The sequence below is a fragment of the Streptomyces sp. NPDC034099 genome (genome assembly GCF_055575415.1).
Genome location: NZ_JBVISR010000002.1, coordinates 846,123 through 857,838, shown reverse-complemented (window position 1 = coordinate 857,838; position 11,716 = coordinate 846,123). Strand labels below are relative to the sequence as shown.

The window sequence follows — 11,716 nt, the reverse complement described above, 5'->3', positions numbered from 1 at the left end:
GTACTGCAGGGGGGACCCTGTGGGAGAGTAGGACGCCGCCGAACAATTATTGCGAGGAAACCCCGCACCGGGAACGGTGCGGGGTTTTCTGCGTTCAGGGGTCGTTGAAAACGAGTTCGGGCGCGGCCTTTGGCCCCGCCTTTTTTACAGGCGGCCTGCTGCTTTGAGTTCCAGGTAGGCGTCTGCGAGTGCCGGGGGAAGCTCGTCCGGGGTCGCGTCGACGACCGTCACACCGCGCCGGCGTAGTTGGTCGGCGACGTGACGGCGTTCCGACTGGGCCTGTGTGGCCGCCGCGGCCTCGTAGACGGCGTCCGTGTGGCCGCGAGCTTCGGCCATCCGCGCGACGTGCGGGTCGGCCACCGAGGCAACGAGAACCGTGTGGCGTTGGGTCAGCTGCGGCAGGACGGGGAGCAGCCCCTCTTCGATCGGGGCCGCGTCGAGCGTCGTGAACAGCACGATCAGGGACCGGCGGGGGGCCGACCGGAGAGCGGTGGCGGTGAGACCGCGCGCGTCGGTCTCCACCAGCTCGGGCTCCAGGGCTGCCATGGCGTTGACCAGGGAGGGAAGGACGTCACCCGCCGTGCGGCCCTGGAGCAGGGCGCGTACCCGACGGTCGTAGGCGAGGAGGTCGACTCGGTCGCCGGCGCGGGAGGCCAGGGCGGCCAGGAGGAGAGCGGCGTCCATGGCGGCGTCGAGGCGCGGGGCGTCGCCCACCCGGCCGGCGGAGGTACGGCCGGTGTCGAGGACGAGCAGGATGTGCCGGTCGCGTTCGGGGCGCCAGGTGCGTACGGCGACGGTGGAGTGGCGGGCTGTCGCGCGCCAGTCGATGGAACGGGTGTCGTCGCCGGGCACGTACTCGCGCAGACTGTCGAACTCCGTGCCCTCCCCGCGGGTGAGGACGCTGGTGCGGCCGTCGAGTTCACGGAGCCGGGACAGCTTGGAGGGGAGGTGCTTGCGGCTGGTGAACGGGGGGAGGACGCGTACCGTCCAGGGGACCCGGTGGGTGCCCTGGCGGGTGAGGAGCCCCAGGGGGCCGTAGGACCGGATCGTGACGCGGTCCGCGTGCCGGTCGCCGCGACGGGTGGGGCGCAGGCGGGTGGTCACGCGGCGGCGTTCGCCGGCGGGCACCGTGAGGCTGTGCCGGGAGGCCGCCGTCTCGGTGCCGGGCCGCCAGCTGCTGGGCGGCCAGGCGTCGCGCAGCCGGGCCCGGAGTGGGCGGCCCGACGGGTTGGTGACCGTCAGGGTGACGTCGGCGGTCTCGCCCAGGCGGGCGGAGGTGTCGCCGGAGCGGGTCAGGCCGAGGCGCCGTACGGGGGCGGCCAGGGCGAAGTCGCAGGCGCAGGCGGCGGCCAGCGGGGCGTTGACCGCGAGGATGCCCGTCCAGCCGGCGTCCCAGATGCCGATGGGGACGGAGCCCAGGGCCGCGATGAGCGCGGCGCGTCCGGTGAGTGCCATCAGCGGGGAACGGGGACGTGGGCGAGGATCGCGTTGATGACCGAGTCCGTGGTCACGCCCTCCATCTCGGCCTCCGGGCGGAGTTGTACGCGGTGCCGGAGGGTGGGGAGGGCCAGGGCCTTCACATCGTCGGGGGTGACGTAGTCGCGGCCCGTCAGCCAGGCCCACGCGCGGGAGGTCGACAGCAGGGCCGTGGCTCCGCGCGGGGAGACGCCGAGGGTGAGGGACGGCGACTCACGGGTGGCGCGGCAGATGTCGACAACGTAGGCGGTGATCTCCGGGGAGACGGTCGTCTTGGCGGCCTCCGCGCGGGCGGCTTCCAGGTCGGCGGCACTGGCGACGGGGCGTACGCCGGCGGCGTGCAGGTCGCGCGGGTTGAAGCCGGCGGCGTGGCGGGTGAGGACGTCGATCTCGTCCTGGCGGGTGGGGAGGGGGACGGTGAGTTTGAGGAGGAAGCGGTCCAGCTGGGCTTCCGGGAGGGGGTAGGTGCCCTCGTACTCGACCGGGTTCTGGGTGGCCGCGACGAGGAAGGGCTCGGGGAGCGGGCGGGGCGTGCCGTCCACCGTGACCTGGCGCTCCTCCATGGCTTCGAGGAGGGACGACTGGGTTTTCGGGGGCGTCCGGTTGATCTCGTCGGCGAGGAGGAGATTGGTGAAGACCGGGCCGGGCTGGAAGGAGAACTCGGTGGTGCGGGCGTCGTAGACCAGGGAGCCGGTGACGTCGCTCGGCATCAGGTCGGGGGTGAACTGGACGCGTTTGGTGTCGAGTTCGGTGGCCGCGGCGAGGGTGCGGACGAGGAGGGTCTTGGCGACTCCGGGGACGCCCTCCAGGAGGACGTGGCCGCGGCAGAGCAGAGCTACGACGAGACCGGTCACGGCGGCGTCCTGGCCGACCACGGCCTTGGCGATCTCGGCGCGCAGGGCTTCGAGGGCGGCGCGGGCGTTGCCCGCGGCCGCGGTCTGCCCGGCGTTGTCAGTGGTCGGGTCCATCATGGACGGCGTACCTCTCTTTCGAGGGCGTCGAGTTGGTCGGCGAGTGCGATGAGGGCCGCGTCGTCGCCGGGCGGCGGGCCGAAGAGGAGGGTGTGCAGGGCCTGTCCGTCCCCGTGCGCGCCGTAAAGATGGGCGGACAGGGCGGGGAGCAGGGACTCGGGCGTGTGCGCCTGGGTGACGGGGACGCCTACGAGAGGGGCGAGGCGGGTGCGGGTGGCGGAGCGAAGAGCGGTGGCGGCGCGGTCGCGGGCATTGGCCTTGCGGTAGAGGCGGGCGCGGCCTTCGACGGTTTCGGAGGCGCGGATCGCGACGGGGAGTTTCTCGGGCACCAGGGGGCCGAGCCGGCGTGCCCGCCACAGGGCGGCGAGGGCGGCGGCGACGAAGAGTTGCAGGGTGCCCCAGAGCCAGCCGGACGGGAGCAGGTCGAAGAAGCTCCGTTCGTCGTCCGGGTCCGGGAGGTCGGAGAGGGAGGGGAGGTACCAGACCAGGTGGTCGCGGGAGCCGAGGAGTTGGAGGGCGAGCGAGGCGTTGCCGTGCTCGTCGAGGTGGTTGTTGAAGAGGATGTCGCGGGCGCCGAGGACGACGGTGTCGCCCGGGGTGCCGTCCCCCGGTGCCTTCGCGGAGGGGTCGGGGATGCGCAGCAGGGTGGCCAGTCGCCGGCTGGGGTAGCAGGTGTCGGCTTCGAGGTGGGTGACGTAGCGGATGCCGCCCGTGTCGGCGCTGCCCGCGCGCTGTGCGGCGGGCAGGTCGCAGGCGGGGGCCAGCGTCGAGTCGAAGCTGAGTGCGGGGTCGGCGGTGACGCCGGGGGCGAGGCGTTCGACGGCACCGCCGCCGGGGGCGACGAGGACGGTGCGGCCACCCGAGCCGGTCGTCGCCGAGTGCAGTCGCGTCTGCTGGCGCTCCGTCAGCAGGTCGGGCACGGCGACCAGCAGGGTGGTGTCCGGGCCGGCCGCGGCCCGCGCTTCGTCCAGGGTGGTGACCACGCGCGTGGAGACCCCCCGGTCGGCGAGGAGTTCGGCGACGGCGCGGCTGCCGTAGGGGTCGGCGGAGCGCGGGTCGAGTTCCCCGTGCCGGGCGTCGGAGCGGACGACCGCGATGGCGACGGCCCCGGCGAGCAGCAGGACGAGGGCGAGCGCGATGCCCCGCGCGCGGGTCCACACCTGGCGGGCGGTGGGCGATGCCGCGGTGGTGGGGAGCGTGGCATCGGTGGTCATTCGGCGGCTCCCCGGCGGGTGTCCCGGTCCGCGTCCCCTGCGGGGCCGCCGATCGTGCTGCCGGCCAGATGCGGCTTGCTGCGTTCCAGGTCGTGGTCGAGTTCGGCGAGGCGGCGGTACGACGGTTCGCTGCCGGACCGGCCGCCGTACGCGACGTCGTCGAAGTCCCGGGCGGCGGCGCGCAGCCGGTCCCGGTGGGCGGGCAGGGCGTGGCCCGCCTCGGTGGCCGCCTCGTCGGCGGTGCGGCCGGGGCGGATGTCGAGCAGGGCGCGTTCCTCGAGGGCGCGGACGACGGCCCGCATGCGTTCCTGGACGGCCTGGGTCCAGTGTCCTTGGGCGGCGTGTGCCTCGGCGGCGGCGCGGTGGTCGGCGGCGCTGCGGGGACGGTCGTCGAAGAGGGCGGAGGCCGGGACGGGACCGCGGCGGGGGGTGCCCAGGCGCCACCAGAGGGCGCCCAGTACCGCCAGGACGGCCACGATGACGACGACCAGGCCGAGCGTCCCCCCGGGAGTCGCGGTGGACGCCCTGCTGAAGAGCCCTTCGATCCAGTCCCAGAAGGCGTTCAGGGCCCGCTGGAACCAGCTGGGGTCGTTCTCGTGGTACATGCGTTTGGACAGCTCGCGCCGCGCGGCCTCCCGGGCGGGGTCGCGCGGGATCGTCACCGGCGGTTCGTCGCCGGAGCGCGCCACCGTGTGTACGGCGGTGCGTGACAGCACCTCGGTGAGAACTCCCCCCGCCGGACCCACCCCGTCAGCTCCCCGGGACGGCGCCGGAGGCGCCGGAGCCCTGGCTGCCGGCGGCGCGGGCCAGTTCGAGGTCGAGGGCCTCGCGGCGGATGCGCTGGTCGATGTACAGCAGGACGGTCACGCCCGCCGTGATCGGGAAGGTGATCATGGAGCCGATCACCGAGCCGATGCCGCTGACGATGAGGAACGTCCAGCCGAGGTCGCCGGTGCCCTCCAGGAAGCCGCCGACGCCGTCGCCGCCGAGGGTCGCGGCGAGGAAGGTGAAGGGGATCACGATGATCGACGCGACGATGTTGGCGATGACCGTGGCGAGCAGCTGGATGCCGAAGACGCGCCACCAGGAGCCGCGCACCAGCTTCACCGAGCGGCCCATGGCCTTCTTGATGCCCTGCTTCTCCAGCATCAGGGCGGGAGACGCCAGCGAGAAGCGGACCATGAGCCAGATCGCGACCACGCCGCCCGCCAGGAAGCCCAGGGCGGTCAGGGCCACCCCGGCCTCGCCGCCCGCGGTCGCCGTGACCAGGAGACCGGGTGTCATGCCGGCCATGAGGAGTCCGGCGACGATGAGCAGCAGCAGGACGATCAGGCCGAACAGCTTCAGCACCTGGGGGCGGGCGTCCCGCCACGCCTCGCCGGTGGTCACCGGCCTGCCGAGCACGGCGCGGCTGGTGACAGTGGTGAGCAGGGCGGTGGCCAGTACGGTGCCGATCAGGGAGATCAGGAAGATGACGCCCGAGTTGATCGTGGTGTCGGCCAGCGCGTCGCCGAGTTCGCTCAGGGTGGCGTCGGGGTCGTTGAGTGCCTCGCTGCTGGTGTCGTCCAGGACGAGGCCCTGGAGCAGTACGACGATGACCTCGGTGAAGATGGCGACGGTCAGGGAGATGCCGAGGACGGTGCGCCAGTAGGTGCGCATGGTGGAGACGGCGCCGTCGAGGATCTCGCCGACACCGAGCGGGCGGAGCGGGATCACGCCGGGCTTGGCCGCGGGCGGGGGACCGCCCCAGCCGCCTCCCCAGCCGCCGGGTCCACCGGGGCCGCCGTAGCCCCCGCGCTGGCCGCCGTAGCCTCCGGGAGGTCCGTAGCCGCCCCCGGGAGGTCCGGGTGGCGGGGTGCCCCAGCCCGGGCCCGGCGGTGGCGGAGGCGGGGCCTGGCCCTGGTCCGCGGGGCCGGTGGGCGCGGACCACTGGCCGGGAGGCGGCTGCTCCTTGGACCACTTCGTGCCGGGGCTCGTCGGTTCCGCTCCCGGCCGGTCCGCGGGCGGCGCGGGCTGATCGGTGCCGGCGGGGCGGTCGGCGGGCTCGGCGGGGCCGGACGCGCCGGGCTCGTGCCCGTCGGACGGGGCGGATCCGGGCGATGCCCAGCCCGGAGTGTCGTTCATCGTCGCTCCTTCACGGTGCCCGTCCGCGGTCGCGGCGGCAGGTTGGCAGCCATCGTGCCATGGGGGCGTCGGGTGCGGACCGGGCGCGGTAGGGGCTGCACGCCTTCAATTGTCCGTCGTACAGGGGGCAGACTGACCGCATGGCTGATCAGGACGCGCGAAGCGGCGAGGACAAGCGGCCGACCGGGATACCGGTCCTTCGCTGGGAGGAACCCCCCGAGGGCCCGGTGCTGGTGTTGCTGGACCAGACCAGGTTGCCGGCCGAGGAGGTCGAGCTGGTGTGCACGGACCCGGCCGCGCTGGTGGAGGCGATCCGCTCGCTCGCCGTGCGCGGGGCGCCGCTGCTGGGCATCGCGGGCGCCTACGGGGTCGCGCTCGCCGCCGTGCGCGGCTTCGAGGTCGAGGAGGCCGCGGCGGCGCTGGCCGGGGCCCGCCCCACCGCGGTGAACCTCGCCGTCGGAGTACGGCGGGCGCAGGACGCCCACCGGGAGGCGCTCGCCAGGACCGGGGACACCCGGCAGGCCGCCGCCGCGGCGCTGGCCGCGGCGCGGGCACTGCACCAGGAAGACGCCCGGGCCAGCGCCCGGATGGCCGTGCACGGGCTGGCGCTGCTCGACGAGCTGCTGCCCGCCGGTGGGCACCGCGTCCTCACGCACTGCAACACCGGTTCGCTGGTGTCGGGCGGTGAGGGGACCGCCTTCGCGGTGGCGCTCGCGGCGCACCGGTCGGGGCGGCTGCGACGGCTGTGGGTGGACGAAACGCGTCCGTTGCTGCAAGGTGCTCGCCTGACGGCATACGAGGCGGCCCGCAACGACATGGCGTACACCTTGCTCACCGACAACGCGGCGGGTTCGCTGTTCGCGGCGGGCGAGGTGGACGCGGTGCTGATCGGCGCGGACCGCATCGCGGCCGACGGTTCGGTGGCGAACAAGGTGGGGAGCTATCCGCTCGCGGTGCTCGCGCGGTACCACCACGTGCCGTTCATCGTGGTGGCACCGGTCACGACGGTGGATCCGGACACGCCGGACGGGGCGTCCATCGAAGTGGAGCAGCGCCCCGGACATGAGGTGACCGAGGTCACAGCACCCCAGGTGCCGGTGGCGGGAGCGGGAGGTGGGATTCCGGTGGCACCCCTGGGGACCCAGGCGTACAACCCGGCGTTCGATGTGACTCCGCCCGAACTGGTGACGGCGATCGTCACCGAGGAGGGCGTGGTTTCGCCCGTGACGACCGAGGCCCTGGCCGCGCTGTGTGCCAGGTCACGCCAGGTAACGATTAGCTAATGGGATGATGTCGTTTATGAAGGGACGAGTCCTTGTCGTCGACGACGACACCGCACTGGCCGAGATGCTCGGCATTGTGCTGCGTGGTGAGGGTTTTGAGCCATCTTTCGTAGCCGACGGCGACAAGGCGCTGGCCGCCTTCCGGGAGACCAAGCCCGACCTGGTACTGCTCGACCTGATGCTGCCCGGTCGGGACGGCATCGAGGTGTGCCGCCTGATCAGGGCGGAGTCGGGTGTGCCGATCGTGATGCTGACGGCGAAGAGTGACACCGTCGACGTCGTGGTGGGTCTGGAGTCGGGCGCCGACGACTACATCGTGAAGCCGTTCAAGCCGAAGGAGCTGGTGGCCCGCATCCGGGCGCGCCTGCGGCGGTCGGAGGAGCCGGCGCCGGAACAGCTCGCCATAGGCGACCTGGTCATCGACGTGGCCGGTCACTCCGTGAAGCGGGACGGGCAGTCGATCGCGCTGACGCCGCTGGAGTTCGACCTGCTGGTGGCGCTGGCCCGCAAGCCGTGGCAGGTGTTCACCCGCGAGGTGCTCCTCGAGCAGGTCTGGGGCTACCGGCACGCCGCCGACACCCGCCTGGTCAACGTGCACGTCCAGCGGCTGCGCTCCAAGGTCGAGAAGGATCCGGAGAAGCCGGAGATCGTGGTGACCGTCCGCGGCGTCGGTTACAAGGCCGGACCGAGCTGACATGGCCAGGGACAGTGCCGCTTCGGCGCCCGGGTCCGAGGCCCGCGCCGGACGGCCTGTCGGCCACCGGAGCGCCGGCTCCCGCTTCTTCAGCCAGGTGCTGGAGGGCGGGCTGCTGCACGGCGGGGTGCAGGGCAGCCCGGTGCTCCGTCTGTTCATGCGCTGGGTGCGCCGTCCGCTGCTGCCGGTCATGCGGCTGTGGCGGCGCAACATCCAGCTCAAGGTCGTCGCCACCACCCTGCTGATGTCGCTGGGCGTGGTGCTGCTGCTCGGCTTCGTGGTGATCGGGCAGGTCCGCAACGGACTGCTGGACGCCAAGGTGAAGGCCTCCCAGAGCCAGGCCACCGGTGGCTTCACCGCGGCCAAGCAGAAGGCCGAGGAGGCGGCGAGCACCAACGGCGACGACGGCACCCCCGCGGACGGGCGTCCCTCGCAGAACGTCATCCAGTGGATGAGCGAGCTGGTGAAGTCGCTCTCCAGCGGAGGCCAGAGCGCCTTCGACGTGGTCACCCTCCCCATGGGCGGGGAGAGCGGCAGCGGGCGCGGTCCGCGCGCCTCCGGGTCGGTCGACTGGGCGGTCAGCGTCCCCGAGGACCTGCGGGAGCGGATCGACGGCGACACCGCGGCCGCCCAGAGCTACACCCGGATCGTCTACAACTCCGACCAGGCGTCCCAGCCCGGGCTGGTCATCGGCAAGCAGGTCAACGACCCGAACGGCGAGCCGTACCAGCTGTACTACCTCTTCCCGCTCACCCAGGAGGAGAAGTCGCTCAGCCTGGTCAGGGGCACTCTGGCGACGGCCGGGCTCTTCGTCGTCGTACTGCTGGGGGCCATCGCCTGGCTCGTGGTGCGCCAGGTCGTCACGCCCGTACGCATGGCGGCGAGCATCGCCGAGCGGCTGTCCGCGGGGCGGCTGCAGGAGCGGATGAAGGTCACCGGCGAGGACGACATCGCCCGGCTCGGCGAGGCCTTCAACAAGATGGCGCAGAACCTCCAGCTCAAGATCAGTCAGCTGGAGGACCTGTCGCGGATGCAGCGGCGGTTCGTCTCCGACGTGTCGCACGAGCTGCGGACGCCGCTGACGACCGTACGGATGGCGGCCGACGTCATCCATGACGCGCGCGTGGACTTCGATCCGGTGACCGCGCGGTCGGCCGAACTGCTCGCCGACCAGCTGGACCGGTTCGAGACGCTGCTCGCGGACCTGCTGGAGATCAGCCGCTTCGACGCGGGCGCCGCCGCGCTGGAGGCGGAGCCGATAGACCTCAGGGAGGTCGTACGGCGCGTCGTCAGTGGTGCGGAGCCGCTCGCCGAGCGCAAGGGCACGGGGATACGCGTCGTCGGTGACCAGCAGCCCGTCGTCGCCGAGGCGGATGCCCGGCGCGTGGAACGCGTGCTGCGCAATCTCGTCGTCAACGCCGTCGAGCACGGCGAGGGCCGGGACGTCGTCGTCAGGCTCGCCGCCGCCGGGGGCGCGGTCGCCGTCGCGGTGCGCGACTACGGCGTCGGGCTCAAGCCGGGCGAGGCCACCCGGGTCTTCAGCCGCTTCTGGCGGGCCGACCCGGCCCGCGCGCGTACCACCGGTGGTACGGGACTCGGCCTGTCGATCGCCCTGGAGGACGCGCGGCTGCACGGCGGCTGGCTGCAGGCCTGGGGAGAACCCGGTGGCGGCTCGCAGTTCCGGCTGACGCTGCCCAGGACCGCGGACGAGCCGCTCAGGGGTTCGCCGATACCACTGGAGCCGAAGGACTCGCGCCGCAACCGCGGTCTGCACGACGCGGGCCTCGACAACACCGCGGCGGCGCACGGAGCGGACAGGCCGGTCGGCGTCCCGGCGCAGGCGTCGGCCGGGCAGGCCTCCGCGGTGCCCGCGCGGGGGCCGATAACGCCGCGGCAGGCCGCGGCGGCCCCCACGGCCGATCCGACGGCACTGCCGGGCAACGGCGCGCGCGTGGTGCCGAGGCCCGCCTCGGGCGCCCGGAGACAGGACGGCGGGCCGGCACCCGAGGCGGCGGACCGCCCGGACGCCGGTCCCGAGGACACGAGCAGGCAAGGGGAGGCATCTCGTGGGCGCTGACCGCGGGAGGGGCGGTCGGCGCGGGCCGGCCCGCGTGGTGGCGTACGCCGTCGGCGGTGTCGTGCTGCTGGCCGGATGTGCGTCCATGCCCGACAGCGGGGACCTCCGGGGCGTGGAGTCCACGCCCCGGCAGGACCCGCAGGTGCGGGTGTTCGCGATGCCGCCGCAGGAGGACGCCCCGCCCTCCGACATCGTGCAGGGCTTTCTGGAGGCGCTGACCAGCGACGACCCGCACTACGAGACGGCGCGCAAGTATCTGACCGGCGCCGCCGCGAAGAACTGGCGGCCGGACGAGTCGGCGACCGTGCTCGCGGGCGGGCCCGGAACGGAGTCCGACCACTCGGGCAACCGCGAGGACGCCAACGACTACTCGGTGACCCTGACCGGCGCCAAGGTGGCCACGGTGGACGGGCAGCAGTCGTACTCGCCGGCCGACGGCGCGTACCGCGAGTCGGTGCACCTCAGCCGGGACGGCAAGACCAAGCAGTGGCGCATCGACGCGCTGCCGCAGGGCGTCGTCATGGGCAAGTCCGACTTCCAGCGCAACTACATGTCGGTCAACCGGTACTACTTCGCCTCGAACACCGCGGTGCGCGCGGACGCCGATACCGGAGCGGTCGGGGAGCCGGCCGCCGTCGCCGATCCCGTCTATGTGCGCCGTCGCGTGGATCCGATGACCCAGGTGGTGCGTTCCCTGCTCAGCGGGCCGACGAGCCTGCTGGGCCCCGTGGTCAGGTCCAGCTTCCCGACCGGGACGGCGCTGGCGAAGAACGACGTCTCGCTGACGCCCGACGACCGCGGCAAGCTGACCGTTCCGCTGAACGACAAGGCGGCCCGGGCCGGCGCGGACAAGTGCGACGAGATGGCCGCGCAGCTCCTGTTCACCCTGCAGAACCTCACCCCGGCGGTGGAGGACGTCGAGCTGCGCTCGGGCGGCGAGCAGTTGTGCTCGCTCTCCGAGGACCGCGCCGAGACGGTGGCGACGCGCGGCTCGGCGCAGCGGCCCGACTACCTGTACTTCGTCGACGAGAAGGACCGCCTGGTGCGGCTCGCCGCGGGCAGCAACGGGACCCGGGCCGAACCCGTGCCCGGCCCGCTGGGCGAGGGCCACCGCGCCTTGCGGTCGGTGGCGGTCTCGCGCGACGAGCACAGCGCGGCCGGGATAGGTCTCGACAACAAGTCGCTGTACGTCGGATCGCTGGTGTCGGCCGGTTCGCTCGGCGACCCCGTGCTGACCAGCCAGGGCAAGTCGGAGACGGACCGGCTGACCCCGCCCAGCTGGGACACGCAGGGCGACCTGTGGATCGCCGACCGCAACCCGGCCGATCCGCGGTTGCTGCTGCTGAAGGACGGTGCGGGCGATCCGGTGGAGGTGCGGACGCCGGGGCTCGACGGGCGCGTCCAGTCCGTGCGGGTGGCCGCCGACGGGGTGCGGATCGCGCTCGTCGTGGAGAAGGACGGCAAGCGGTCGCTGCTCATCGGACGGATCGAGCGGGACGGAAAGGCGGGCGAACCGCCCGCGGTCACCGTGCTCGAACTGCGCTCCGCGACTCCTGAGCTGGAGGAGGTCACGGCCATGTCCTGGGCCGGTGACGCCCGGCTCGTGGTGGTCGGGCGGGAGCGCGGGGGCGTCCAGCAGATCGGATACGTCCAGGTCGACGGCTCGACGCCGGAGGCATCGGTGCCCGCGGCGCTGACCGGCGTCAAGGAGATCGCCGCGACCGAGGACGAGCGGCTGCCGCTGGTGGCGTACTCGGAGGACCTGATCGTGCGGCTGCCGTCCGGGCTCCAGTGGCAGAAGGTGACGGAGGGGACCGCGCCGGTCTATCCGGGGTGAGGCGCCCGGCCGTTCGGTGGCCGACCGGGTTTTCCACAGG

9 protein-coding genes are annotated in these 11,716 nt (G+C 73.3%); 4 read left to right on the top strand and 5 right to left on the bottom strand.

Features of this window, described 5'->3' with window-relative positions; translation table 11 throughout:
* Positions 1–144 precede the first annotated feature (144 nt).
* The 5 genes from ACZ56V_RS08840 to ACZ56V_RS08820 are packed head-to-tail and all read right to left on the bottom strand — an operon-like array spanning position 145 to position 5,785.
* Positions 145–1,455 (bottom strand): DUF58 domain-containing protein, encoded by a 1,311-nt coding sequence (locus tag ACZ56V_RS08840; RefSeq protein WP_468940426.1) that lies wholly within the window; start codon positions 1,453–1,455, stop codon positions 145–147.
* Positions 1,455–2,444: an AAA family ATPase gene (locus ACZ56V_RS08835; protein ID WP_398911117.1), complete on the bottom strand. Its 990-nt coding sequence runs from the start codon at positions 2,442–2,444 to the stop codon at positions 1,455–1,457. The genes ACZ56V_RS08840 and ACZ56V_RS08835 overlap by 1 nt, the downstream gene beginning before the upstream one ends.
* The gene (locus ACZ56V_RS08830; protein WP_468940423.1) at positions 2,444–3,661 is read right to left on the bottom strand and encodes a DUF4350 domain-containing protein; all 1,218 of its coding nucleotides are present in this window, start codon (positions 3,659–3,661) and stop codon (positions 2,444–2,446) included. Before ACZ56V_RS08830 ends, ACZ56V_RS08835 begins: the two co-directional genes overlap by 1 nt.
* Entirely contained in the window at positions 3,658–4,407 is a 750-nt protein-coding gene (locus ACZ56V_RS08825; protein ID WP_468940420.1) for a DUF4129 domain-containing protein, read from the bottom strand. The genes ACZ56V_RS08830 and ACZ56V_RS08825 overlap by 4 nt, the downstream gene beginning before the upstream one ends.
* 4 nt (positions 4,408–4,411) lie before the next feature.
* Positions 4,412–5,785: a DUF7847 domain-containing protein gene (locus ACZ56V_RS08820; RefSeq protein ID WP_467378461.1), complete on the bottom strand. Its 1,374-nt coding sequence runs from the start codon at positions 5,783–5,785 to the stop codon at positions 4,412–4,414.
* A 140-nt stretch (positions 5,786–5,925) separates the two neighbouring features.
* On the opposite strand from ACZ56V_RS08820, the gene mtnA reads away from it, so the two are divergent.
* The 4 genes from mtnA to ACZ56V_RS08800 are packed head-to-tail and all read left to right on the top strand — an operon-like array spanning position 5,926 to position 11,676.
* Positions 5,926–7,068 (top strand): S-methyl-5-thioribose-1-phosphate isomerase, encoded by a 1,143-nt coding sequence (mtnA, locus tag ACZ56V_RS08815; RefSeq protein ID WP_468940417.1) that lies wholly within the window; start codon positions 5,926–5,928, stop codon positions 7,066–7,068.
* Positions 7,069–7,072: 4 nt separating this feature from the next.
* Positions 7,073–7,762, top strand: a complete 690-nt coding sequence (mtrA, locus tag ACZ56V_RS08810; RefSeq protein ID WP_003975799.1) for a two-component system response regulator MtrA — start codon at positions 7,073–7,075, stop codon at positions 7,760–7,762.
* A 1-nt stretch (position 7,763) separates the two neighbouring features.
* Positions 7,764–9,839 carry a two-component system sensor histidine kinase MtrB gene (gene mtrB, locus ACZ56V_RS08805; protein WP_398910390.1) on the top strand — a complete coding sequence of 692 codons (2,076 nt, stop codon included), beginning with the start codon at positions 7,764–7,766 and terminating at the stop codon, positions 9,837–9,839.
* A complete protein-coding gene (locus ACZ56V_RS08800; protein WP_398910392.1) occupies positions 9,829–11,676 on the top strand; it encodes an LpqB family beta-propeller domain-containing protein in 1,848 nt (615 codons plus the stop codon). The genes mtrB and ACZ56V_RS08800 overlap by 11 nt, the downstream gene beginning before the upstream one ends.
* The last annotated feature ends 40 nt before the right edge of the window (positions 11,677–11,716 follow it).

Bases quoted from the DNA above. Each gene is read 5' to 3' on its own strand.
- ACZ56V_RS08840 (WP_468940426.1), bottom strand. From the start codon at position 1,455: ATGGCACTCACCGGACGCGCCGCGCTCATCGCGGCCCTGGGCTCCGTC.
- ACZ56V_RS08835 (WP_398911117.1), bottom strand. From the start codon at position 2,444: ATGGACCCGACCACTGACAACGCCGGGCAGACCGCGGCCGCGGGCAAC.
- ACZ56V_RS08830 (WP_468940423.1), bottom strand. From the start codon at position 3,661: ATGACCACCGATGCCACGCTCCCCACCACCGCGGCATCGCCCACCGCC.
- ACZ56V_RS08820 (WP_467378461.1), bottom strand. From the start codon at position 5,785: ATGAACGACACTCCGGGCTGGGCATCGCCCGGATCCGCCCCGTCCGAC.
- mtnA (WP_468940417.1), top strand. From the start codon at position 5,926: ATGGCTGATCAGGACGCGCGAAGCGGCGAGGACAAGCGGCCGACCGGG.
- mtrA (WP_003975799.1), top strand. From the start codon at position 7,073: ATGATGTCGTTTATGAAGGGACGAGTCCTTGTCGTCGACGACGACACC.
- mtrB (WP_398910390.1), top strand. From the start codon at position 7,764: ATGGCCAGGGACAGTGCCGCTTCGGCGCCCGGGTCCGAGGCCCGCGCC.